Annotated in this window: 19 protein-coding genes; 3 read left to right on the top strand and 16 right to left on the bottom strand. The window is 66.9% G+C overall.

What is annotated here, in order from left to right:
• Nucleotides 1–121: 121 nt before the first annotated feature.
• The 3 genes from BLS34_RS09525 to BLS34_RS09515 all read left to right on the top strand — a co-directional run bounded on the left by BLS34_RS09525 (nucleotide 122) and on the right by BLS34_RS09515 (nucleotide 3,159).
• Nucleotides 122–736, top strand: coding sequence for a TRAP transporter small permease subunit (locus BLS34_RS09525; protein ID WP_093149880.1), 615 nt, complete (start codon nucleotides 122–124; stop codon nucleotides 734–736).
• On the top strand, nucleotides 736–2,061 hold the full coding sequence (locus BLS34_RS09520) for a TRAP transporter large permease (RefSeq protein WP_093149878.1): 1,326 nt from the start codon (nucleotides 736–738) through the stop codon (nucleotides 2,059–2,061). Before BLS34_RS09525 ends, BLS34_RS09520 begins: the two co-directional genes overlap by 1 nt.
• A gap of 63 nt (nucleotides 2,062–2,124) precedes the next feature.
• Nucleotides 2,125–3,159, top strand: a complete 1,035-nt coding sequence (locus tag BLS34_RS09515; protein ID WP_028792747.1) for a TRAP transporter substrate-binding protein — start codon at nucleotides 2,125–2,127, stop codon at nucleotides 3,157–3,159.
• Between the two features lie 55 nt (nucleotides 3,160–3,214).
• On the opposite strand, the gene BLS34_RS09510 is transcribed toward BLS34_RS09515, so the two are convergent.
• The 16 genes from BLS34_RS09510 to BLS34_RS09435 all read right to left on the bottom strand — a co-directional run bounded on the left by BLS34_RS09510 (nucleotide 3,215) and on the right by BLS34_RS09435 (nucleotide 23,339).
• Nucleotides 3,215–3,625, bottom strand: a complete 411-nt coding sequence (locus BLS34_RS09510; protein WP_028792748.1) for a cupin domain-containing protein — start codon at nucleotides 3,623–3,625, stop codon at nucleotides 3,215–3,217.
• Nucleotides 3,626–3,709: 84 nt separating this feature from the next.
• Nucleotides 3,710–4,126: a response regulator gene (locus tag BLS34_RS09505; protein WP_051243541.1), complete on the bottom strand. Its 417-nt coding sequence runs from the start codon at nucleotides 4,124–4,126 to the stop codon at nucleotides 3,710–3,712.
• 70 nt (nucleotides 4,127–4,196) lie between these two features.
• A complete protein-coding gene (locus BLS34_RS09500; RefSeq protein WP_139189198.1) occupies nucleotides 4,197–7,325 on the bottom strand; it encodes a hybrid sensor histidine kinase/response regulator in 3,129 nt (1,042 codons plus the stop codon).
• A 116-nt stretch (nucleotides 7,326–7,441) separates the two neighbouring features.
• Nucleotides 7,442–8,818 carry an aspartate aminotransferase family protein gene (locus BLS34_RS09495; RefSeq protein ID WP_093149872.1) on the bottom strand — a complete coding sequence of 459 codons (1,377 nt, stop codon included), beginning with the start codon at nucleotides 8,816–8,818 and terminating at the stop codon, nucleotides 7,442–7,444.
• Between the two features lie 95 nt (nucleotides 8,819–8,913).
• Nucleotides 8,914–9,903 carry a cyclodeaminase gene (locus BLS34_RS09490; protein ID WP_211228831.1) on the bottom strand — a complete coding sequence of 330 codons (990 nt, stop codon included), beginning with the start codon at nucleotides 9,901–9,903 and terminating at the stop codon, nucleotides 8,914–8,916.
• Nucleotides 9,896–10,906 carry a hydroxyectoine utilization dehydratase EutB gene (gene eutB / locus BLS34_RS09485; RefSeq protein ID WP_093149869.1) on the bottom strand — a complete coding sequence of 337 codons (1,011 nt, stop codon included), beginning with the start codon at nucleotides 10,904–10,906 and terminating at the stop codon, nucleotides 9,896–9,898. Before eutB ends, BLS34_RS09490 begins: the two co-directional genes overlap by 8 nt.
• Before the next feature lie 76 nt (nucleotides 10,907–10,982).
• Nucleotides 10,983–12,635, bottom strand: coding sequence for an ABC transporter ATP-binding protein (locus BLS34_RS09480; protein WP_028792752.1), 1,653 nt, complete (start codon nucleotides 12,633–12,635; stop codon nucleotides 10,983–10,985).
• Between the two features lie 4 nt (nucleotides 12,636–12,639).
• Nucleotides 12,640–13,701: an ABC transporter permease gene (locus tag BLS34_RS09475; RefSeq protein WP_093149866.1), complete on the bottom strand. Its 1,062-nt coding sequence runs from the start codon at nucleotides 13,699–13,701 to the stop codon at nucleotides 12,640–12,642.
• A gap of 10 nt (nucleotides 13,702–13,711) precedes the next feature.
• Complete coding sequence (locus BLS34_RS09470) at nucleotides 13,712–14,671, bottom strand: ABC transporter permease (RefSeq protein ID WP_028792754.1); 960 nt, start codon at nucleotides 14,669–14,671, stop codon at nucleotides 13,712–13,714.
• A 217-nt stretch (nucleotides 14,672–14,888) separates the two neighbouring features.
• Entirely contained in the window at nucleotides 14,889–16,499 is a 1,611-nt protein-coding gene (locus tag BLS34_RS09465) for an ABC transporter substrate-binding protein (protein ID WP_028792755.1), read from the bottom strand.
• A 353-nt stretch (nucleotides 16,500–16,852) separates the two neighbouring features.
• Nucleotides 16,853–17,770: a heme-dependent oxidative N-demethylase family protein gene (locus BLS34_RS09460; RefSeq protein ID WP_093149863.1), complete on the bottom strand. Its 918-nt coding sequence runs from the start codon at nucleotides 17,768–17,770 to the stop codon at nucleotides 16,853–16,855.
• Nucleotides 17,767–19,890, bottom strand: a complete 2,124-nt coding sequence (locus BLS34_RS09455; RefSeq protein ID WP_093149862.1) for a hypothetical protein — start codon at nucleotides 19,888–19,890, stop codon at nucleotides 17,767–17,769. Before BLS34_RS09455 ends, BLS34_RS09460 begins: the two co-directional genes overlap by 4 nt.
• Complete coding sequence (locus BLS34_RS09450) at nucleotides 19,887–20,336, bottom strand: GtrA family protein (RefSeq protein WP_245701950.1); 450 nt, start codon at nucleotides 20,334–20,336, stop codon at nucleotides 19,887–19,889. The genes BLS34_RS09455 and BLS34_RS09450 overlap by 4 nt, the downstream gene beginning before the upstream one ends.
• A 10-nt stretch (nucleotides 20,337–20,346) precedes the next feature.
• Complete coding sequence (locus tag BLS34_RS09445) at nucleotides 20,347–21,642, bottom strand: NAD(P)/FAD-dependent oxidoreductase (RefSeq protein ID WP_093149859.1); 1,296 nt, start codon at nucleotides 21,640–21,642, stop codon at nucleotides 20,347–20,349.
• A 10-nt stretch (nucleotides 21,643–21,652) separates the two neighbouring features.
• Complete coding sequence (locus BLS34_RS09440; RefSeq protein ID WP_093149856.1) at nucleotides 21,653–22,582, bottom strand: NAD-dependent epimerase/dehydratase family protein; 930 nt, start codon at nucleotides 22,580–22,582, stop codon at nucleotides 21,653–21,655.
• Nucleotides 22,583–22,586: 4 nt separating this feature from the next.
• Nucleotides 22,587–23,339 carry an SDR family oxidoreductase gene (locus BLS34_RS09435; protein ID WP_093149855.1) on the bottom strand — a complete coding sequence of 251 codons (753 nt, stop codon included), beginning with the start codon at nucleotides 23,337–23,339 and terminating at the stop codon, nucleotides 22,587–22,589.
• Nucleotides 23,340–23,343: the final 4 nt, after the last annotated feature.

Genomic DNA, 23,343 nt, shown 5'->3' with positions numbered 1-23,343 from the left:
AAACGGACTGGACCCCGCCCCGGTCCGCTGGAATAGTCGCGGGACGACATCGCTGCGTCGCGGTACCGCTCCGGGACGCGGCGCACGGGCTGATCGCCGGGAACGGCGACAAAGGGGGCCGATGCTGGGGATCATGCGCGGCTATGTGCGCGCCGTGGAAGCCATGAACCGGGCCATCGGGCGCTGCGCGATGTACTTGGTGTTCGTGCTGATGGGCGTGCTGCTCTGGTCCTCGGCGTCGAAGACCTTCTTCGATCCGTCGCTGTGGACCCTCGAGACCGCGCAGTTCGTGATGGTCGCCTACTATATTCTCGGCGGCCCCTACTCGATCCAGCTCGGTTCCAACGTGCGCATGGACCTGTTCTACGGCGACTGGTCGCTGCGCACCAAGGCCTGGGTCGACAGCTTCTCGGTGCTGTTCCTGATGTTCTATCTGGGCGTCCTGTTCTACGGCGCGGTCAGCTCCACCGCCTATTCGCTGGGCTATTTCGGCATGGAGCCCTTCGCCTTCTTCGGTGAGCTGCTCTGGGCCTTCGTCACCGGCGGCCCCGACGCGGCGGCGGAGACGATGGGCTACCTGGAGCGCAGCTCGACCGCCTGGCGGCCGCTGATCTGGCCGGTGAAGGTGACCCTGTGCCTCGGCGTGCTGCTGATGCTGCTGCAGGCGCTGGCGGAGCTGTTCAAGGACATCGACCGCCTCGCCTCCGGCGAAACGACGCAGCGCGGAGAGGCGTGATGTCCTACGAGCTGATCGCCCTGCTGATGTTCTCGTCGATGATGCTGATGCTGATGACCGGCCAGCGGGTGTTCGGCGCCATCGGCTTCGTCGGTGCCGCCGCCGGCGTGCTGCTCTGGGGTGTGGGCGGGGTGGAGATCCCGTTCGCCGCCGCCATGAAGCTCATGAAGTGGTATCCGCTGCTCACCCTGCCGATGTTCATCTTCATGGGCTACGTGCTGTCGGAGAGCCGGATCGCCGACGATCTCTACCGGATGTTCCACGTGTGGATGGGCCCCGTGCGCGGCGGGCTTGCCATCGGCACGATCGGGCTGATGGTGCTGATCTCCGCAATGAACGGGCTGTCGGTCGCGGGCATGGCGATCGGCGCCACCATCGCCCTGCCCGAGCTGCTGCGCCGGGGCTACGACAAGATCATGGTCACCGGGGTAATCCAGGCCGGCTCGTCGCTGGGCATCCTGGTGCCGCCCTCGGTCGTGCTGGTGCTCTACGCCATGATCGCCCGCCAGCCGGTCGGCCAGCTCTGGCTCGCCGGGGTGATGCCGGGACTGATGATGGCCGCCCTGTTCATCGTCTACATCTATGTGCGCTGCCAGTTGCAGCCCCATCTCGGCCCGCCGCTCGACAAGGCGGAGCGCGAGCAGATCGACATGGCGGAGAAACTTCGGCTGCTGCGCGCCGGACTGCTGCCGCTGGCGATCTTCGCTTCGATGATGGTGCCCTTCGTCAACGGCTGGACCTCGCTGGTGGAGAGTTCCGCAATCGGTGCCCTCGCCGCCTTCCTCGCCGCCGTGCTGAAGGGCCGGATGACGCGGCAGGTTTTCGAGAACACGACCCGCAACACGCTTGCCATCTCCTGCATGTTCATGTGGATCATCCTGGCGGCGCTCGGCTTCGGCGCGATCTTCGACGGGCTGGGCGCGGTCAAGGCGATCGAGGACCTGTTCACCGAAAAGCTGGGCCTCAGCCCCTGGACGATCCTGATCCTGATGCAGCTCAGCTTCATCATCATGGGCACGTTCCTGGACGACACCGCCATGCTGGTGATCGTCGCCCCGCTCTACGTGCCGCTGGTCGGCGCGATGGGGTTCGACCTGATCTGGTACGGCGTGCTCTACACGATCACCACCCAGATCGCCTACATGACCCCGCCCTTCGGCTACAACCTGTTCCTGATGCGGGCCATGGCGCCGCCGGAGATCAGCCTGCGCGACATCTACCGTTCGATCCTGCCCTTCGCGGTGGTCATGGTGATGGCGCTCGCCCTGGTCATGGCGTTCCCGCAGATCGCCCTGTGGCTGCCGGAACTGGTGTACGGAAAATAATTTTCGCCGCACCGCAAAATACGGTCATCATATCGCCCTCAACAAAAAGTTTAGGAGGGCTTCATGACCACGAGACGCACATTCCTTAAGGGTGCCGCCGCGGCCGCCCCCGCCGCGGCGCTGGCGACACCGGCGATCGCGCAGTCCACCATCAAATGGCGTATGCAGACCTATGCCGGCCCGGCGCTGGCCGAGCACGTGGTCAAACCGGCCATCGACATGTTCAACAAGATCGCCGGCGACCGCATGCAGATCGAGCTGTTCTTCGCCGACCAGCTCGTGCCCACGGGCGAGCTGTTCCGCGCCCTGCAGCGCGGCACCATCGACGCGGTGCAGTCGGACGACGACAGCATGGCCTCGCCGACCGAAGTGACCGTGTTCGGCGGCTATTTCCCCTTCGCCTCGCGTTACTCGTTGGACGTGCCGGTGCTGTTCAACCAGTACGGCCTCGCCCAGATCTGGGAGGAGGAATACGCCAAGGTCGGGGTGAAGCACATCTCCGCCGGCGCCTGGGACCCCTGCCATTTCGCCACCAAGGATCCGATCAACTCGCTGAAGGATCTGGAGGGCAAGCGGGTCTTCACCTTCCCGACCGCCGGCCGTTTCCTGACCCAGTTCGGCGTCGTGCCGGTCACCCTGCCCTGGGAAGACATCGAGGTCGCGGTGCAGACCGGCGAGCTCGACGGCATCGCCTGGTCGGGCATCACCGAGGACTACACGGTCGGCTGGGCCGACGTGACCAACTACTTCCTGACCAACAACATCTCCGGCGCCTGGTGCGGCTCGTTCTTCGCCAATATGGGCCGCTGGGAGGAGCTGCCGGAGGATCTGCAGACCCTGTTCCGGGTGTGCTGCGACCAGTCGCACTATTACCGGCAGTACTGGTACTGGGGCGGCGAGGCCAGCCTGCGGGTGAACGGCACCAAGATGGAGCTCACCACCATTCCCGATGCCGAATGGGCGACGGTCGAGGCGGCCGCCCGGGTGTTCTGGGACGAGATCGCCAAGGAATCCCCGCTCAAGGCGAAGGTCGTCGGCATCTTCAAGCAGTACAACGAGGACATGGAGAAGGCCGGGCGGCCCTACCGCTACACCTGACCCCGTCGATCAGTCCCGGAGCGGCGGCGGACCCGCCGCTCCGTCGGACAACACCTTACTCGGCCGCTTCGGCAGGGGCGTCGACGATCCGGGTCTCGAAGTTCGCCGGCGAGACGATCTCCAGCAGCTCCATGTCCGGCGAGCACTCGATCTCGCGATGCGGGATCAGCGGCCGCTGGTTGATGCAGTCACCGGCGCGGATGGTGTGCACGCCCTCGCCCGCATACTCGAACTTGGCCCAGCCCTTGAGCACGTAGACCATCTGGAAGTCGCAGTCGTGCACGTGCCAGTGCTGCACCTCGTCGGTGTCCTTGCGGCCGTTCGCCTTGACGATATGGGCCACGTAGTCGCCGTTGGTCGCGTCCTTCACGCCCAGATCCCGGTATTCGAAGATCTTGCGCATGCCCTCGGTGAAGACGGCGTTCGCCGCTTCGTTATGGCTGAACTTCCAGGTTTCCTTACCCATCGCGTCCTCTCTCCTCGTCGGCTGTTCTTGTTGTTGGGGAAACGATAACGCGGGCGGCGCGGCGCGCCAACGGGTCGGATGGCGTCAGTTCGGCGCCGGGAACAGCACGGCATCAAGCCGCTGCTTGAGCTGCTTGGGCGAGACCGGCTTCACCAGGTAGCCATCGACCCGCAGATCCTTGGCTTCCACGACCGTGCCACGCTCGGCATCGGCAGTCAGGAAGATCACCGGCACCCGGGTGAATTCCGGCTTGCCCAGGGAGCGCAGCTTGCGCAGGAAGTTGAGCCCGTCGATCGGCTCCATATGGATGTCGCACAGGATCACCTGGGGATTGACCCGCAGCAGTTCCTTGAACCCGTCGGCGCCATTGGCGGCTTCGTGGATCAGCCGGAAGCCGATCTGCCGCAGCAGCCGCACGATGATCTGGCGGATATGGCTCTCGTCCTCGAGCACCAGGATGCGGATGTTCTCGTAGGGGTTCGCCTGATTGAAATCGACCACCGTTCTGCCCCCTCGTCGCTGCCCGTCATGCTGGAACTGAAGGAAAATATTCCCCCAAATCGCTTGGCGATCACAACGCCATAATTTTAGGTAAAAGCTCCTGGAATTCCTCCAGGGTAGACGGCAGCAGCTCGGCCATGATCCCCGCCATGTCCAGATCGCCATCGTCGAGATAGTCCTGCAGGTCGGCCGCGATCCGGCCGAGCCTCTTGGCGCCCACGGACAGGGCCGCCCCTTTCAGGGAATGGGCGGCATCCCGCGCCCGCTTGACGTCGCCAGCGGCCAGCCCGGCCTCGATCTCGAAAATGCGTCCGGGCCAGGCGGCCGAGGCTCCGCGGATCAGTTCCTTCGCCTCTTCGTCCAGCGCACCGAACGTCTCGGTCAGCGTGGCCGGATCGAAGATCTCCGGGTCCCAGTCGATGGCCGGAGCCGCCTCGGCCGCAGCCTCCTCGTCCACCGCCGCCGCCTGCTCGACCTGCCGGCGTAGGGCAAGACCCTGGGGCAGATGACCGGCCAGCAGCGCGCCCAGCTTGCGGCTGTCGATCGGCTTGGTCAGATAGCCGTCCATGCCGGCTTCCGCACAGCGCTCCTCGGTACCGGCGAGCGCGTCGGCGGTCAGCGCCACGATGGGCAGCCGATCAGCGTCTTCGCCCTCGCGGGCGCGCACCGCCCGAGCCAGTTCGAAGCCGTCCATCACCGGCATGTTCACGTCGGTCAGCAGCAATCCGTAACCGGACGCTTCGGACAGCCGCTCGAGCGCGACCGCGCCGTTCTCCGCGATCTCGCAGGCGAACCCCATGCGGCCGAGCATCTGTCGTACGACCACCTGGTTGGTCTCGTTGTCCTCGGCCACCAGGACAAGGGCGCCGGCGGCCCGCGCCTCTTCCACCGGCGGCGGCGCGAAGGCCATGTCGTCGCGCTGCTGGACCTCGATCTCCTCGGCCGGTCGTAGACCGAGCCCGATCGCCACCGCCCGCCACAATCCGTTGCGCGACACCGGCACGGTCAGCAGCGCGCTGGCCCTGGACTTCAGGTCCGGCGACAGGTCGGCCAGCTCGCCGCGATAGCCCAGAAACGCGATGCGCCCCTCGATCCCGCCCAGATCCTCCGGCGCCAGCCTCCCGGCACCGCAGCGCAGGATCCACAGGGTGCGTTCCCCCGCAGCCTCCCCAGCCGCGGCGAAGCGGTCGATCCGCTCGATCCCGGTGGCCCGCAGGTAGAGTTCGGCGACCTCCGCCACCCGGTCGGACAGCCCCACCAGGGCGACCGAGGCGGCGGACAGGTCGTCCGGGTAGCGCGGCGGCGCATCGCCGACGGCGGCCAGCGGCAGTTCGAACCAGAAGGTCGAGCCCGCGCCCGGCTCGCTGTCCACTCCGATGGATCCGCCCATCAGCTCGGTCAGCCGCTGGCAGATCGACAGGCCGAGCCCGGTGCCGCCGTATTTACGCGAGGTCGAACTGTCGGCCTGCACGAACGCCTGGAACAGGCGCGCGCGCTGTTCCTCGTTGAGGCCGATGCCGGTATCGGTCACCTCGAACCGCAGCCGCTCGGCGCTATCGGTCGCCTCGGGTACGTCCTCGATCCTGCGCACACGGATGTCGATCCGGCCCTCGTCGGTGAACTTCACCGCATTGCCGCCCAGGTTCAGCAGGATCTGCCGCAGCCGGGTCGGGTCGCCCAGGCGCAGGTCGATCAGGGACGGGTCGTTATGGACAACCAGGTCCAGGCCCTTGGCCTCGGCCCGGGGGGCGAGCAGCTCCGCCGATCCGCCGACCACGGACATCAGCGAGAACTCGACCGCCTCGATCTCCAGCTTGCCGGCTTCGATCTTCGAGAAGTCGAGGATGTCGTTGATGATGGTCAGAAGGGCCGTGGCCGAGTCGATGATGATCCGCGCCATGCGCCGCTGCTCGCCGTCGAGCCGGGTCAGACCGAGCAGTTCCGCCATCGACATCACCCCGTTCATCGGCGTGCGGATCTCGTGGCTCATGGTGGCGAGGAAGGTGGATTTCGCCTGGGTTGCCGCCTCGGCGATGTCGCGCGCCTCGATCAGTTCCGCCTCGGCCTGGCGGCGCAGAGCCATCTCGACCTGCAGCTTCACCGCGTAGGACGCGACGACCCCGAACACCACGACCGCCACGAACGCGAACAACACGTTGCGATAGACCACGGCCCGGGCCGCGGCGAGCACCTGCTCCAGATCGCGCGCCAGGTAGATCTGCATCGGCATGGCTCGCGCGGGATCCAGATCCGCCTTGGTGGTCAGATAGCTGCGGCCCTCAGCCTCGACCATCTGCAGCGGCGGGCCCTCCTTGAGCTGCCGCGGAGCCAGGCTCTCGAACGACGTCGGGTCGCGGTAGCGCTCCAGGAACTCCGAGGTGCTCGACCGGATCTCCGTCGTGTCGCTCGCCAGCTCCGGATGACCGAGCACGGAATCCGCCAGATCGGTGGCAAACACGATATCTGCCGCCTGGGCCAGAGCCGACGAGGTGGTCAGCAGGGTCTGCGACAGCGAGCCGAGCGACAGGTCGACCCCGAGCACCGCCCACAGCGACCCATCCGGATTAAAGATCGGCTGGGCATAGGTGACGCCGAGCCGTCGACTGGAGGCGAACTGATACACGTCGGTCCAATGAGCCCGACCGTCCGCCGCCACCTGCCGGTACCAGTTCCGGGTGCGCGGGTCGTAGGCCTGGGTCACGCGTGGCGACATCTTCGCGCGTCCGGTCTGCGGATCGTAGACCTGCCATCGTCCGCGCGGATTGATCGCAGGGGTGTCTATGATCCGCCGGTAGATCCCTCGGCTGGTCCGGTCCCCGCCGGTCGCGCGTTTCGGGCCGGCAACCTCCAGGTCCTGGACATGCAGGAAACGGCCGTCGGGAAAGCCCAGAAAGGCGCCGTTCATCTGCTCGAACTGGCGCACCGGGCCGGTGGCGATGGCGAAGAACAGCGTCGGCCACTGGTTGGGCGGCGCATGGCGGATGCCGGAATCCGCGACCGTGCCGCCCAGGGTCAGCGCCGGCTCGAACACGCTGTTCAGGGCCTGGGTGAAGGCGACCGTGGCGTCGGTCAGTTCATGGCCCGCGTCGGAGACCAGCTCGTCGCGCTGGGCATGATAGACCCAGTAGGAGATCCCCCCACTGCCGCACAGCACGGCCAGGGCCAGGACGCAGAACATAACCCAGCGGCGCGTGAGCACGTTCCGCTTCCCCCGCAACTCGTGACGACCCTCCGCGGATCAGGACCGGGAGAACTGTATCCCCCGGTCCGCGTTCCGCAAACCGCGTTCGTCCGGCTCCGGCTCAGGCCGGCCGCCTAGAGCTCGGCCGCGACCGTCTTCAGCGCCGTCTGCGTCGCGGCGACGATCTTGTCGGCCTCCGCGCGGGTCAGGCAGAGCGGCGGGGCGAGGCCGAGAATGTCGCCCTGGGGCATGGCCCGGCCGATGACACCCTCTTCCAACAGCTTGCCGACGATCCGCCCGCCGACCTTCTGGGCCGGATCGAAATAGGTCCGGTCCGTCTTGTCGGCGACGAATTCGACGGCGCAGAGCAGCCCCTCGCCGCGGACCTCGCCCACATTCGGGTGGTCGCCGACGGCGTCGGTGAGCGCCTGCTTCAGATAGGCGCCGACGCTCCCGGCATTCTCCACCAGCCCCAGGCTGTCGATCAGCTTCAGGTTGGCGACACCGGCCGCCGCCCCGATCGGATGGGCGGAGTAGGTCCAGCCATGGCCGATCGCCCCGAACTCGTCGGTGCCCTGCTCCAGCACTTTCCAGACCCGGTCGGACACGATGGAGCCGGAGAGCGGCGCATAGGCCGAGGTCAGCCCCTTGGCGATGGTGATGAAGTCCGGGCGGATGCCGTAATGGTCGGAGCCGAACATCGAGCCCAGACGGCCGAAGCCGGTGACCACCTCGTCGGCGATCATCAGGATGTCGTGCTTGTCCAGCACCGCCTGGATCGCCGGCCAGTAGCCCGCCGGCGGCGGCACCAGACCACCGGTGCCGAGTGCGGGCTCGCCGATGAAGGCGGCGATGGTGTCGGCCCCCTCGCGCTCGATCAGCGCCTCCAGGTCGGCGACGCACTCGGCGACGAACTCGGCCTCGCTGCTGGCCAGGTTCTCTCGGCGGTAATAGACCGGCGCCGTGGTGTGCAGGATGCGGTCGAGCGGCAGGTCGAACTTCTTGTGGAACAGCTCCAGACCGGTGAGCGAGCCGGTGACCAGGCCCGAGCCGTGATAGCCCCGCCAGCGCGAGATGATCTTCTTCTTCTCCGGCCGGCCCAGGATGTTGTTGTAGTACCAGACCAGCTTGATGTTGGTCTCGTTGGCGTCGGAGCCGCCGAGGCCGAAATACACCTTCGACATGCCAGCCGGCGCGCGGTCCGTGACCATCTGCGCGAGCGTGATGGAGGCCTCGGTGCCGTGGCCGACATAGGCATGGTAATAGGCCAGTTCCTTCGCCTGGGCGGCGATCGCCTCGGCGATCTCGGGGCGGCCGTAGCCGACATTCACGCAGTACAGGCCGGCGAAGCCGTCGAGCAGCCGGTTGCCGTCGCGGTCCTCGATATAGACACCGGACCCGCCGGTGACGATCCGGTTCGGGCTTTCGCCGCGGGCGTGCTGCGCCAGATGGGTGGAGGGATGGAAGAAGGACTCCCGGTCCCACTTGTCGAGCTGGTCGTTGGTCAGCATGGCCGCCGTCCTCGCGCTGTCAGAAATGCCGATTATGCCCCGGACATCGCGCAAATCGCCCGCCGCTGCAACCCTAGTGGCCGGATTGGTTCCGCTCAGGCGCGGATCACCGTACCGGCCGCGCGGTCCTTCGCACGGGTCATGGCGAAACTGGCGATGGCGGTGTCCTGGGCGCCAGTGCCGGTGAGGTCGACCAGGGTGATGTCGTCCAGGGACTTGCGGCCCAACGCCGGCTCTGAGACCACCATGCCGAGCTCGGCATAGGTCCGCTCCTCCGGCACCGCGCCGGCGGCCAGCGCGCTGCGCAGCTCCCCCTGGGTCCGGCATTGGCTCTCCCGATCCGGGACATAGACCGACAGACGGTCGAAGACGGCCGGATCGATCTCGTTCTTGCCCGGCTGGTCGGAGCCCATCGCGGTGATGTGCAGGCCCGGATGCAGCCACTCGGCCCGCAGCACCGGATCGCGCGCCGGGGTGGTGGTGACGACGAGCTGGCTTTCGCCCACCACCCGGGCCGGATCGGCCTCGACCACGACCTCGATGCCGAGCCGCTCGGCCAGGTCATAGGCGCAGATCTCCGCCTTCACCGGGTCGCGCCCCCAGACCAGCACCCGTTCGAACGGCCGCACTAGCCGCGCCGCCTCGATCTGCAGCCGCGCCTGCACCCCTGTGCCGAGCACGCCGGCGGTGCGCACCTCCGGCGCCAGATGGCGGGCGGCGACGGCACCGGCGGCGGCGGTGCGCACATCGGTCAGATACCCGTTGTCCAGCAGCAGCGCCTCCACCAGGCCGGTCCTGGCGGAGAACAGCACCATCAGGCCGTTCAGGCTCGGCAGGCCGATCTTCGGGTTGTCGAAGAAGCCGGGGCTGACCTTGATGGCGAAACCGTCGAAGCCGGGCAGATAGGCGGTCTTCACGTCGACCTCGGCATTTGCGACGGGAAGCTCCATCGACAGGATCGGCGGCATCACCACCCCCTCGCCGGCCAGGGCGGTGAAGGCACGCTCGACCACGTCGACCGCCGCCGCGTCCAGCGGCACCAGCTCGCGCAGGTCGGCTTCGGTCAGGATGGAGATGTCATGCATGATACGGCTGTCCGTTGATGGTGAGGTCGCCGAGCACCACGTCGCGGCCCTGCATGATGTCGGCATGGATCTTCATGTCGAGATTGCGCCCGGTGATGATCGTCGCGATCGGGCCCGGGGATGGGGCCAGCTTGCCGGCCTGCAGCGCGGCGACACCGACGACGCAGGCGCCCTCGCAGACCAGCCGGTCCTCGTAATAGACGGTCTGCAGCGCCCGATAGATCTCCGCCTCGCCGACCAGCACCACGTCGTCCAGCAGGATGCGGCAGAGCTCGAAGGAGAAGCGGTTGTCAAGGCCGATGCCGCCGCCCAGGGAATCCGCGAGGCTGGCCACCTCCTCCACCTCGACCGGCCGGCCGGCGGCGATGGACGCGTGCATCGCAGCCCCCCGGTCCATGGAGATGCCGATGATGCGGACCGACGGCTTCACCGCCTTGATCGCCGCGGCGATCCCGCCGGCCAGCCCGCCGCCGGACAGCGGCACCAGCACGGTCGCCAGGTCCGGGCACTGCTCCAGCAGTTCCAGGCCGATCGTGCCCTGGCCGGCGATGACGGCCGGGTCGTCGAACGGAGAGATCTCAACCAGCCCCTCGTCGACGACCAGACGCCGGCTATGGGCCATCGCCTCGTCCTGGGAGCGTCCGACGATCTGCACCTCCGCCCCCAGCGCCCTGATGCCGTCGATCTTGGTCTGCGGCACCAGCGACGACATGCAGATCACCGCGCGCAGGCCGCGCCGCCGGGCGGCGTAAGCGACGCCGCGGCCGTGATTGCCGGTGGAGCAGCAGGTCACGCCCGCCGTGCCTTCCGGCAGGCGCATGACCGCGTTGGCGGCCCCGCGCAGCTTGAAAGCCCCCATCGGCTGGACGATCTCGAGCTTGAGAAGGAACTCCCGTCCGGCCAGGGACGAGAGGTGTGGCGACGGCACCAAAGGCGTCGCCACGGCGGTCTCGGCGATGATCCGCCGGGCGGCCTCGATCTCGCTGAGGGCTACGGATGCCATCGCCTCCTCGCGCCGACGCTGACACGGCAACGGGAAGGCAGGCGCCGCCCGCCTTCCCGCCGGGCATGACCGGCGATCAGACGGTGGCCGCCTCGCCGATATTGTCGACCCCGCGCTCCTCGAGCACCGTGGTCAGCCAGTTCGGATCCATCTCCGGCACCGAGGACAGCAGCAGGTCGGTATAGGGATGGTGCGGCGGGGTGAACATCTCGTTCTTCGGGCCGGAATCGACCACCTCGCCCTGCTTCATGACCACCACCTCGTCGGCGATCGAGCGCACGGTGGCGAGATCGTGGGTGATGAACATGTAGGCGAGGTTCAGTTCCTTCTGCAGCCGGTCGAGCAGCTTCAGGATGCCCTCGGCCACGAGCTGGTCCAGCGCGCTGGTGACCTCGTCGCAGATGATGAAATTGGGCTCCGCCGCCAGCGCCCGGGCGATGCCGATCCGCTGCTTCTGGCCGCCCGACAGCTCGGTTGGGTAGCGGCTATAGTATTTCGACGGCTCCAACTCGATCAGGTCGAGCAGTTCGTCCACCCGGCTCTTCAGGGCACCGCCCTTCAGACCCATGTAGAATTGCGCCGGCCGGCCGATGATGTCGCAGATCCGCACCTTCGGATTCAGCGCGGTATCGGCCATCTGATAGATCATCTGGGCCTGACGAAGTTGCTCCTTGGAGCGCTGCTTGTAGCCCGGCGGCATCTCGACGCCGTTCATCACGATCTTGCCGCTGCTCGGCGGCAGCAGACCGGTGATGCAGCGCGCGGTGGTCGATTTGCCCGATCCGGACTCGCCCACCACCGCCACGGTCATGCCGGCATAGATGTCGAACGACACGTCGTGCAGGACCGGCGTGTCGCCGTAGGAGGCATCCACGTTCTGCACCGAGACGACTGGCACCGCACCACCGCCGGGTCGCTCCTTCTGCTCGCGCTTGAAGCTGCGCACCGCCCAGAGCGACTTGGTATAGTCCTCCTTCGGGTTGCTCAGCATGGTCTCGGTATCGGCTTCCTCGACCTCGTTGCCCTTGAGCAGCACCTTGATGGTGTCGGCCATCTGCGCCACCACCGCGAGGTCGTGGGTGATGTAGATCGCCGCGGTGTTGAACTGCTCGACGATGTCTCGGATTGCGGCCAGCACCTCGATCTGCGTGGTCACGTCGAGTGCGGTGGTCGGCTCGTCGAAGATGATCAGGTCGGGACGGCAGGCCATCGCCATGGCGGTCATCGCGCGCTGGAGCTGGCCGCCGGACACCTGGTGCGGATAGCGGAAGCCGATCTCCTGCGGGTTGGGAAGACGCAGGCGCTCGTAGAGCTCCATCGCGTCCTCCTGCGCCTCCAACCGCTTGCGGATGCGGTAGTGGATCGGCGCCTCGGTGTGCTGGTCGATGATCTTGTGCGCCGGATTGAACGATGCCGCCGCCGACTGCGCCACATAGGCGATGCGCGAGCCACGCAGGGCCCGGCGGTCGCTCTCCGAGGTGGTCGTCAGCTCCATGCCGTCGAACTCGATCGAGCCGCCGGAGATTCGGCATCCGTCGCGGGCGAAGCCCATGGCCGCGAGGCCGATGGTCGACTTGCCGGCCCCGGACTCGCCGATCAGGCCCATGACCTCGCCCTTGTGCAGGGTGAGGTCGATGCCATGGACGATCTCGAGCCACTTCTCGTCGGAATAGCCCTCGATCCGCAGGTCGCGAATCTTGAGCAGAAGGTCCTTTTTCGTATCAGCCATATCCTTACCCCTTCAGTCCGGAGGACCGGAACAGCATCCAGTCGACGACGAAGTTCACCGCCACGGTCAGCAGCGCGATGGCGCCGGCCGGGAACAGCGGCGTGATCTCGCCGAACGAGATCAGGGTCGCGTTCTCACGCACCATCGACCCCCAATCCGCGGTCGGCGGCTGGATGCCAAGGCCCAGGAACGACAGGCCCGCCACCAGCAGGAAGACGAAGCAGAACTCCAGGCCGAATTCCGCGATGAGCGGTGCGGTGGAGTTCGGCAGGATCTCCCGGCGGATCAGGTACCAGAGCCCCTCGCCGCGCAGCCGGGCCGCCTCGATATAGTCCATCACCACCACATTGCCGGCGACCGCCCGGGTGAGGCGGAAGACGCGCGGCGCGTAGATGATCGCGATGATGAAGATCAGGACGAAGGCGTTGGTGCCCATGATCGACAGCAGCAGCAGAGCGAAGATCAGCGACGGCACCGACATGATGACGTCCACGACCCGGCTCATGAGGTTGTCGAAGAACCCGCCCAGGGTCGCCGCGATCAACCCGGCCAGCGCGCCCAGGACGAACGCGAAGGTCGTCGCCAGCAGGGCGATGCCGACCGTGTTCCGCGCACCGAAGACCAGACGGCTGAACAGGTCGCGGCCGAGCTGGTCGGCCCCCAGCAGCATGTTCTCGTCGGCCGGAGCGAAGGCGCCGGCGATGACCTCGGCCTCGCCGTACGGCGCGATGATCGGCGCGAAGATGCCGGCGATCGCATAGGTCATGATGACGAACAGACCGAAGGTCGCCGTCAGCGGCGCGGTCTTGATCGCCTTCGAGCCCTCGCCCCACAGGACGATCACCAGGAATTCCCGGAACGCGTAGGCGGTCCCGATGCACAGGGCGAGGATGCCGGCGCAGATGGTGATGGTCCACAGGGCGGACTCGCCGCCGACGATGCCGACGATGAAGGAGACCAGCGTCAGCGAGAACAGCAGCAGGAAGGCCGAGCGAACCGAGTAGTAGGCCGCGAGGCAGGAGGCTCCGATGAGGAGAGCGTAGTATCCGATGACAAAGTAATTCATGACGCTTCCCTCACTTCGGATGACGCAGGCGGGGGTTCGTCAGAATCGCCCCCACATCTGCCGCGAGGTTCAACAGGATGAACGTCGCCGCGAAGATCAGGCAGCAGGCCTGAACCACTGGGAAGTCGCGCTTGGTCACGCTGTCGACCAGAAGCTGGCCGATACCCGGATAGACGAACACCACCTCGACCAGCACCACGCCGGTGATCAGGTAGGCGAGGTTGAGCGCCACGACGTTGATGATCGGCGCCCAGGCGTTGGGCAGCGCGTGCTTGACGATCACCTTCCAGGCGGGGGTGCCCTTCAGGCGCGCCATCTCGATATAGGGCGAGGCCAGCAGGTTGATGATCGAGGCCCGGGTCATCCGCATCATGTGCGCGACCACGACGAGCACCATCGTCAGCGCCGGCAGGAAGGTCCGGTAGTACAGTTCGACGGTGCCGATATCCTGGAAGTTGACGTTCGCCAGGGCGGGGAACCAGGGGTTCTTCACCGCCAGATACAGGATCAGGACGTAGCCGAGGAAGAACTCCGGCGAAGAGATCGAGGTCAGGGTCAGCACGTTGGCGACACGATCGAAGATGCTGTCGCGCAGCAGCGCCACGATGATGCCGAGAAGAATGGCGATCGGCACGGCGATCACCGCCGCGTAGCTCGCCAGGAACAGCGTCGCCGCGAAGCGCGGGCCGATGGTCTCGGCCACCGAGCGACCGGAAATCAGCGACACGCCGAAGTCGCCCTGCACCGCTCCCCCGAGCCACTCCAGGTAGCGGAAGATCGCGGGCTGGTTCAGTCCGAGCTGCTCGCGCAACGCTTTCAGGTTTTCTTCGGTGGCGCCCTGCCCAAGAACGGCTTGGGCGATATCGCCCGGCAGGAGTTCCACTGCGAAGAAAATCAGGATGGAGATCACCAGCAGCGTGATCAATCCAAGGCCGAGCCGTTTGAGCACGATGCTCAATACGTCGCTCATCATCCGCCTCCTCTGCAATCGCTTCTAGTTGGCTTGCTGCCAAGTGCGCCTGCGCCGATGTCCCCCGGCGTACAGTGCAGTCCAGCGACAGCCCCCCGGCTACTGTTATTATCGATAAGCTGAACCAGCAGACCTCCCGGCACGGGCCGGAAGGTCCACCAGTATCGAACGATCGGTGACGGGTTCTGGCCCGAACCCGTCACCGATCAATGTCGATTTAAGAGTCGAACCACCAGCGGCTGCAGGCCCGCGCGCCATCCATCTGCCAGCTGGCCGCCAGGTTCTCACCATGGGCGACGTTCTTGGCGCGCGCGTAGACGAAGTTGGTGAACATCGGAATGATGGTCCCACCGTCGTCACGGGCGAGCTGAGCCATCTCGCGGTACATCTCGGCCCGCTTCTCCTGGTCGAGTTCGGCCTTGGCCTGCAGCAGCAGCTCGTTGAACCGCTCGTTCTGCCAGTGGCTCTCGTTCCAGGCGGCGTCGTCCTTGTAGGCCAGGCTGAGCATGACGTCCGGCGTCGGACGCGCGCCCCACTGCACCATACAGAACGGCTTCTTCAGCCAGACCTCGGAGTAGTAGCCGTCGTTCGGCTCGCGGTTCACGTTGATGTTGATGCCGGCGGCCTTGGCATGCTCGGCATAGAGCACGCACATGTCGACCGCGCCGGAATACACGCTGTCGGCGGTGGAGAGATCGACCGTCAGGTTCTCCTGGCCGGCCTTCTTCAGGTGGAACTTGGCCTTGTCCGGATCGTAGGTGCGCTGCGGCAGATCCGGCCAGTACGGCATGTTCGGAGAAATGTGGAAGTCGTTGCCCGGGATCGCCGTGTCGAAGGTGATCTTCTTGATGATGTCCTCGCGGTCGATCGCCAGCTTGAGGGCCATGCGGACGTCCACGTTGTCGAACGGCGCCACGTCGCAGAACATCGGCATGGTGATCGCCGCACCGGACGGCACGTTGTCCACCAGGATGTTCGGGTTGCGCTGGAGCAGCGACAGGGTCTTCAGCTCGAGCTGGGTGATGCCGTCGACCTCGCCGGTGACCAGCGCGGTCTGCCGGGCGTTCGGGTCGTTGAGCACGGTCATCTCGACGGCGTCGAAATACGCGCCCTCGCCGTGCCAGCCGTCGTGACGCTCCAGCTTCGTGCCGACGCCGAACTCGTTATGGACGATCTTGTACGGGCCGGTGCCGTCGCCGGACTGCCAGTCGATCGTGCCGTCGCTGTTCGCCGGGCACATGGCCAGGTGATAGTCGGTCATCAGCCACGGCAGGTCGGCGTTGCCGGTCGCGAGCTTGACGGTGATCGTGTGCTCGTCGTCCTTGACGATGTCGGTGACGTCCTTGAGCAGCGCCTTGGCTGCCGACGTGCTCTTCTCGCCGCGGTGATGGTTCAGCGAGGCGATCGCGTCATCGGCCGTGAACGGCTTGCCGCTGTGGAACGACGCGCCCTTCTGCAGCTTGAACGTCCACTCCGTGGCGTCGTCCGTCGCGCTCCAGGAAGCCGCCGCATCCGGACCGAGTTCGTTGGTCGGCGTGATCTGGGTCAGGTAGCTGCGATAGGTATGCGCGAGCTGGATAATGGAGAAACTGAGATAGGTGCCCGGATCGTGCGTATCCGAGGTGTTCCCGTCATGGGTGCCAAGACGGAACGTTCCGCCGCGCTTGGGGGCGGCAAGTGCCGCCTTGGACGTCCAAAGACCTCCAGCGGCCGATGCAGTAACGCCGGCGGCCATGGCATAGTGCATGAAGTCGCGCCGAGAGAGTCGGCCTCGCTTTGCCTCGACGGCCATGCGATCGATCAAGTCGTCGCGGTATTTGTCAGACATGGTAGCTCCCTTCCGATTAGTCCTATGCGAGCGATTTTCGCGGGTCGCTGCGTGTTTGGTTGTTGGATGTTTATAGGACCCTATCGTTCCCATCCGAGATGGGTACCGTAACACTGCAGAAACAGACTGTCGTCCCCGGCGGCCGATTTTCTTGGATTTTCGCGAATTGTCCCGGTCCTGCGACCGTGTTGGAAATGCAGTCGCCCGCGGGTTGTTCCCCAGGGAAATAATGTTCCAAAACCGACATCGCCCCGCTGCGTCCCCAGGAGTAGAAACCGTGAACGCGCGACCGTCGGTCCGGTACCAAACACGGCGTTGGGGCAGGTCGTCGGCCGGCCGAATCGTCCGCGGCGTCAGCCGGCAGAGGCCTCGGCCCGCTCCTGCAACCAGCCTTCCAGCGCATCAGCGAAGGGCGCCATGCTCTTGTAGCCGCGCATGTCGGCCGGCATGGTCCGCAGCGAGCCCAGCATCGCCGCGGCCAGGTCCGGGCGTCCGGCGATGGCGGCGATCGGGTCGATCAGGGTCTTGATTCCGAACACCAATACCCCTGTGCGCGGCAGACGGCGGAAGGTCTGGCGCTCGATACGGATGTGTAGCCGCTCGGTGATGTTGCGCGGCGTGATGGTCGGGTCCAGGTCCCTGCGCCCGTGCCCGGTGGGCTGAAACAGCGCCGGGTCGTCCAGCACCGACCAGTTCAGCCGCATGTAGGTCTGGCCCGCGGCGATGCCGGCGAAGAACCGCTCCACCGGCCGGTTCAGCCTGTCGTTGAAGCCCGGAACCGGGTCGTGGATCGCGCTCATCGGCCGGCCGATCTTGTCGGCCAGACGCCACCGTGCCGGAAAGCAGAGCGAGGCGGCGATCAGCTTGTGTCCTTCGTCCGACGGCTGCATCAGGCACAGATCCTCCTGTACCAGCCGGCCGGCGAGATCCAGCGGCGCCGATTCGAAATCCGACGGGTTCAGCGTCGCGCCGTCCCAGGCGGTATGGACCCCGCTCCCATCGGCGGCGATCAGGTCCGGATGGAACGCCGTCATATGCGCCAGCACCGCCTCCAGGCAGTCCCGCTGAGCCGGCAGGCTGTCGTGCAGACCGGCGAAGACCTCGCCATGACGCGCGTCGAGCAGCCGCCTCTTCTCGGCCATATGCTCGGCATACTGGGCGTCCACGTCGATCCAGTCGGCGGCCGCGATCTCCTTGATGCCGAGGGTGAGCTGGAACCGCCCCTTCTCGTACGGAGCGAAGCGCAGGTGCGGCGCCGGGGTCGCCGTCATGGCAGCCACCGCGGCGCGCCGAACGCCACCTCGTCGGACGGGCGGGTCACCCCGGTACGGATCTCCACCCGCATGCCGGGCTCGAGCCGGGCCGGCCGCAGGGCCAGCCAGAACCAGCCGGGCGCGACCGCCCGGTCCAATGCCACCGTGTCCAGTACCGTGCCACCTGAATCTAGGAGCGTGACATCGGCACCGGCGGGATGGCGACCTGTGTGGAGCGGCACCAGAACACCGCGCGCCTCTCCCGGCTGTCCCAGGGTGAGCACGGCGGTGAAGCGGCGCCTGGCCAGGCCGAAATTGCCGTGAACCGGCAGCGCCTCGGGCGGAACCGCCGCGTTGCCGATGCCGCCTGTGGGCGCATTGGCAGCGAAGGTCCAGCCGCCCGTGCCCGCCGGCCGTGCGCCGGGCGGCAGCTCGGCGAGATAGGTTGGCTCCGATGCCGCGACCGTGCCCGTCAGGCGGCAGCGGCTGCCGTCACCGAACACGCCTTCGACCGTCACAAACTCGGCGGTGCCGTCCGATGCCTCCCCGAAGGCCCGCAGGCCGCGGGCCAGGATCCCCGACTGAGGGATCGGCGCCCGATCGCTCCTCGGCTCCAGCGCCGCGCCCCAGGCGAGAACCCGACCCTCCGGCGACCGCACGACCATCCAGGGCGGTCGCCGGCCGCTCCGAACGCTGGCGAGCGTGGCGGACAGGGTGACGCCGGTCACCGGATCGAAACGCAGGCGGCCGACGCTGCCGGTGCAGTGCGGGTCGTCGGCCACCGGTCCATCGGCAAGCGCGCCGTCGGGCGGTCGGTAGCGCCCGACCACCGAGAACGGGCCGAGGCCGGCAGCCTGCATCGCCTCCAGCACCCGGGCGGCACGCGACGGCAGGGGAGGATAGATCGGCTCGAGCATCTCCGGACGGTATCCGCCCGCCAGATGGCTGACAATCGCCAGATCGGCGAGGTCCCGGGCCGCAAGCCGGTCCTTCAGATCCCGCACCGCATGCACGTCGCCCGGAACCAACAGAAGCACGACACCGAGGGGAAGCGCCCAGCCAAGCGTCCGGGGACGATGCCGCAGCAGGTAGTCGAAACCCAGCAACCCGGCGGCCACCAGGAACACCATGGAGGGCGTGGTGTAGCGCGAGGTATTGGCGATGCCGAGGCCGATATGCAGACGGCCGAGCGCGGTCGCGACGGCGCCAGCCATGACGAAGGCGCAGACGGCGTACAGCGCCATGCGGGCCGGTGCAGGCCGCTCGACACGGGCCAGCCCCCGCAGGCCCGCAGCCGTCACGGCGACCACGAGGAGGATGCCGACGATCTCCTGGCCGAGCGTGCCGATATCGCCGATGCCCGACGTCAGGTAGCGGAGGGTGAACCGCAGGATGGTCCACGCCCCAGACCCGAAACCAAGGGCACCGCCGCCTTCCGGCCGGTTCAGGAATCCGAGGCACTCCGCCGCCAGGACCGCGCCCCCCACGGCGACGAGGCAGGCCGACCAGGCCGGAGGCAGCCGCCGCCACAGCGCCAGGACCACGAGAATCGGCCAGACCGCCAGCCCGTTGAACATGCTGTAGCTGGAGCACAGGCCTGCGACCGTCGCGCCGATCACACACAGGGCGAGGCCGACCGGCCGCCCCTGCCCCACCGGCGCCCAGGCGATCAGGGCGAAGGCCAGGCTGGCGAAGAGCCAGACCTGGACGAACTGCACCTGGAAGCCGTTCAGCAGGTTCTCGTACTGCACCGGCGACAGCAGGGCGGCGGCGGCGATGGCGAAGGCGACGGCGGCGGCCGTCCGGGAATGCCCCAGCCCGCCGAACAGGACCGCCAGCACCCCGGCATGCAGGACCGCCGAGACGGCGATCACCGTCAGCAGCAGGGTCTGCCGCGCGTCGGCCACGGCGATATCGGCGAGGAACCAGAGCTTCGGCAGGAACAGACGGTGCTCGTTGTGCCACTGGTAAAGATCGGCGAGCCCGTAGCCGGCGAAGCCGCCCGCCGCGAAGAACCGGTCGTAGAAATCGACGATGTCGCCGGACGGGACCGGCGTGGATAGAAAGATCTGATAGGCGATGCCGGAGGCTGCGGTCACCAGGGCCAGGGCCAGGGAGAACGCGACCGCCGTTCTCATATCCCGTCGCGCTCCGATCCGACGTCCTCGACGGAAGCGCGGCGGGCGGCGAAGGAGAAGTGGCGATGGCCGAGATAGCTGGTCACCGCCGGGATCACCACGCCGATCAGATGGGCCACGTCGTCCGCATACCAGGTGAAGCCGAGCGCCGGGAACAGGTAGCGGGCCAGGCCCACGCTCACCAGCCAGACCTGGGCCAGCGCCACCACGTTGACGATGGCGAAGCGGAAGAACTCGTCACGCGCCGTGCGCCCCGACGTCTCGAACACGAACAGCTTGGCGAGCACATAGGCCGTGGTCATGCCGACGAGATAGGCGACCGCCACGGCCGCCTCGAACGGCATGACGAGATTGAACAGCCAGCGCGACAGCACATTGGCACCGGCTGCGATGCCGCCGGTGATCAGGAACCGTCCGAACTCGCCGATGACCAGGGCACGCGCCACGTCCCCTCCCCTAGCCGGCGATCGACGCGGGGATCGCCGCCGCCATCTCCTCGGCGACCCGCGCGCTCTCGCTGATGCCTCGGTCCTCGGGGTAGTAGAACGAGGTGTCGGCGATCTGCAGGCCGCGGATCGGCGTCTGGATCGGCGGGATCTTGGCGAGGAAGCCCGGCTCGCAGACCGGCTGGGCGTAGCGCAGGCGGCCGACGGTCCAGGCCTTCAGGTCGCCGTCGGCGATGTCCGGGTTCAGGTGCTTCAGGCAGGCCATGCTCTCGTCGATGAAGGCCTGGTCGTCGCGGCCGAATTTCGGGTGGGTCGTCGGCATGTAGAACGGCACATAGACCACCGTGTCCTCGACCGGCCGGAGGTTGGAGAACTGGATGATACCGGGGATCTCCACGTCCTTGTCGTTGATGTTGACCCAGAAATGTTCGGTCACCGACTTCTTCAGCCGCAGCAACACACAGACCACCCCAATGTTCACGATGGCGTCGTACTTCGCCTTCCAGTCGGCCGGCAGCGACGGCACCAGGGAGGAGACAAAGGGCGTCGGCATGGTCGAGATCGCCGCCTCGGCCGGCTCCACGCCCGCATCGGTGCGCACACCCGTCACCTTGCCGTCCTCGACCACCACCTCGCGGGCCGGGGTGGCGAGCTTGATCACCCCGCCGCGCGTCTCGATGGCCTGCACCAGCGCGGTGACCAGGGTCTCCGACCCGCCCTCGATATAGCCGAGCTCCTCCTGCATCAGCGACCGCCGCGAGGTGCCGACCCGCTTGATCCGGGTCCAGATCCAGGCGGCCGAGACGTTGTCGGCATATTCGAAGAACTTCAGGTCGAACAGCCGGCGCCACAGCACGTCATAGGCCCGCTTGCCCGATCCCTTCTCGATCCAGTCCTTGGCGGAGACGGTCTCTAGGTCGGACCAGTCGCTGCGCTTGGTCGACAGGAACATCTGCAGGCCGTAGCGGAACTTGGAGATCCAATCGATCTTCGGGAAGGTCAGCAGCGCGATCGGATCGCCCCAGCGATACATTTTGCCGTCGACGAAATAGCCCATGGAGGTGCCGGTCCAGCGCATCTTGTCGCCGATGCCCAGCCGCTCCAACAGCTTGAAGGTCGGCTTATCCGCCTTGCAGACGAAGTGGTAGAACCGCTCGATCGACAGGCCGTCGAGGTCGAGATGCGCCGCCATGCCGCCGGCCACGGAATCCGCCTCGTAGACGGTCACCTCGTGCCCCGCCTCCAGCGCGTGATAGGCGGCGGCGAGGCCCATCGCGCCGGCGCCGATGATCGCGACCTTGGCCATCGCGGCCTCCTCAGAAATCCAGAACGACGCCCGAGTATTTCGGGTCGTTGAAGGTGATGGCGAGCGCCTCGTCCAGCGGGGTGGCGCGCACGCCGAAGATCGACGGCCAGTCGATCACCTCGAAGCTGTCCGGCGTCACCAGCGCTTCCAATTGCTTGGTGGTGAAGGGCGGATCCCGGTCGAACACCGCATAGACCCGCAACAGCATCCAGAACAGGCTGTAGGGGATATGGACGATCGGCGTCTTCGCCCCGCTCGCCTTGCGCACCGCCTTGATCAGGTCGACATAGTCGATCTTCTCCTGGCCGGAGATGTTCCAGGCGCCCTCGCGCCGCCCGTCCAGGCAGGCCAGGACGATGTCGGAGAAGTCGCCGCCATAGAGCGGCTGGCGCATATAGCGGCCGCTGCCCGGGATCGGGAAGACCGGCGCCTTCTTCATGAAGCGGGCGAGCCAGCCCAGATGCTTGCGGTCGAACCAGCCGTACATCAGCGTCGGGCGCAGGGTGGCATGGGCGATGCCGCTCTCCACCACCAGCTTTTCCTGGGCCTTCTTGCTCTCTGTGTAGAAATCGACGGCCTTGGAATTCACCACCGAGGAGGAGACGTGCACGAGATACGGCACGCTCTCGGCCTTCATCGCGTCGAGCACCAGTCGGGTGGCGCGCACGTTGTTGGCCTCGAACTCCTCGGCGTCGAGCCCGCCGATCTGGGCATGAAGCTGGATGACCGCATCGGCGCCCTTGAACGCGCCGGTCCAGACGCCGGGCTGGGCGAGATCCGCCGCGATCACCTCGATGCCGGGATGCAGCCGCGCCAGCACCGCCGTGTTGGACGGATGCTTGTCGATGGCGACGATCTGCAGGTCGCCGCGATCAGCGATCCCGGCGATGAGATTCTGGCCGACCAGACCGGCGGCGCCGGTGATGACGATACGCGCCATGGGATCAGATCTTCATCTTGTTGAAGATGGGGCGCGGCAGATGGCGGATGATCAGCATCACGAAGCGCCAGAACCAGCGGGTGTAGATTTCCGGCTTCTTCTTCTCCACCGCCTTCTCGATGTCCTCGGCCACCTGTTCCGGTGTGGCCCAGAGTGGGCCGTCGCGGCCGTCGATATGGGCCGTCATCGGCGTGGCGACGAAGCCCGGCTTCACGCAGACCACGGTGATCTCCGTTCCGGCGAAGCGATGGGCCATGCCCTCCAGATAGGTCGACAGCCCGGCTTTGGCCGCACCATAGGCGTAGTTGGTGCGCCGTCCGCGGTCGCCCGCGACGGAGGAGATACCGACCAGCGTGCCCGCCCCCGCCAGATCGAAGGCCCGTGCGGCGAGTTCGCACCAGACAATCGCACTGGTGAAGTTGGCCTGCACGCCGCGGAGCAGCGCGTCGGTATCGCGCTGCGCCTCCGCCTGGTCACCGAGGATGCCATAGGCCAGGAACACGATATCGACCCCGCCCAGTGTCTGGACCCAGCCGGAGAAGCGACCGTCGGCACCGTCGGTGTCCGCCAGATCCTCGGTCGCGGTGTGAACCTCGCCGGCGCCCCGCGCCTTCAGGTCGTCGGCGATGGCGGTGAGCTTCTCGCCGTCGCGCGCCACCAGCAGCAGCGTGTCGCCGGCGGCGGCGCGCAGGCGGCACCAGCGCTCGGCGATGGCGGAGGTGGCCCCCAGGACCAGGATACGGCGTTTCGTGGCCATTGCG

Origin of the sequence: Thalassobaculum litoreum DSM 18839 (assembly GCF_900102465.1) — a bacterium.
Lineage (GTDB): Bacteria > Pseudomonadota > Alphaproteobacteria > Thalassobaculales > Thalassobaculaceae > Thalassobaculum > Thalassobaculum litoreum.
Note: the sequence above shows the minus strand (reverse complement) of the source record. Positions and strands in the feature narration are given on the sequence as shown.

What these genes read in the sequence shown, in the direction of transcription:
- BLS34_RS09455 (WP_093149862.1), bottom strand. Translation starts at nt 19,890, where the DNA reads ATGAGAACGGCGGTCGCGTTCTCCCTGGCCCTGGCCCTGGTGACCGCA.
- BLS34_RS09510 (WP_028792748.1), bottom strand. Translation starts at nt 3,625, where the DNA reads ATGGGTAAGGAAACCTGGAAGTTCAGCCATAACGAAGCGGCGAACGCC.
- BLS34_RS09480 (WP_028792752.1), bottom strand. Translation starts at nt 12,635, where the DNA reads ATGGCTGATACGAAAAAGGACCTTCTGCTCAAGATTCGCGACCTGCGG.
- BLS34_RS09525 (WP_093149880.1), top strand. Translation starts at nt 122, where the DNA reads ATGCTGGGGATCATGCGCGGCTATGTGCGCGCCGTGGAAGCCATGAAC.
- BLS34_RS09460 (WP_093149863.1), bottom strand. Translation starts at nt 17,770, where the DNA reads ATGACGGCGACCCCGGCGCCGCACCTGCGCTTCGCTCCGTACGAGAAG.
- BLS34_RS09515 (WP_028792747.1), top strand. Translation starts at nt 2,125, where the DNA reads ATGACCACGAGACGCACATTCCTTAAGGGTGCCGCCGCGGCCGCCCCC.
- BLS34_RS09520 (WP_093149878.1), top strand. Translation starts at nt 736, where the DNA reads ATGTCCTACGAGCTGATCGCCCTGCTGATGTTCTCGTCGATGATGCTG.
- BLS34_RS09470 (WP_028792754.1), bottom strand. Translation starts at nt 14,671, where the DNA reads ATGAGCGACGTATTGAGCATCGTGCTCAAACGGCTCGGCCTTGGATTG.
- BLS34_RS09445 (WP_093149859.1), bottom strand. Translation starts at nt 21,642, where the DNA reads ATGGCCAAGGTCGCGATCATCGGCGCCGGCGCGATGGGCCTCGCCGCC.
- BLS34_RS09440 (WP_093149856.1), bottom strand. Translation starts at nt 22,582, where the DNA reads ATGGCGCGTATCGTCATCACCGGCGCCGCCGGTCTGGTCGGCCAGAAT.
- BLS34_RS09465 (WP_028792755.1), bottom strand. Translation starts at nt 16,499, where the DNA reads ATGTCTGACAAATACCGCGACGACTTGATCGATCGCATGGCCGTCGAG.
- BLS34_RS09475 (WP_093149866.1), bottom strand. Translation starts at nt 13,701, where the DNA reads ATGAATTACTTTGTCATCGGATACTACGCTCTCCTCATCGGAGCCTCC.
- BLS34_RS09490 (WP_211228831.1), bottom strand. Translation starts at nt 9,903, where the DNA reads ATGCATGACATCTCCATCCTGACCGAAGCCGACCTGCGCGAGCTGGTG.
- BLS34_RS09495 (WP_093149872.1), bottom strand. Translation starts at nt 8,818, where the DNA reads ATGCTGACCAACGACCAGCTCGACAAGTGGGACCGGGAGTCCTTCTTC.
- eutB (WP_093149869.1), bottom strand. Translation starts at nt 10,906, where the DNA reads ATGGCATCCGTAGCCCTCAGCGAGATCGAGGCCGCCCGGCGGATCATC.
- BLS34_RS09435 (WP_093149855.1), bottom strand. Translation starts at nt 23,339, where the DNA reads ATGGCCACGAAACGCCGTATCCTGGTCCTGGGGGCCACCTCCGCCATC.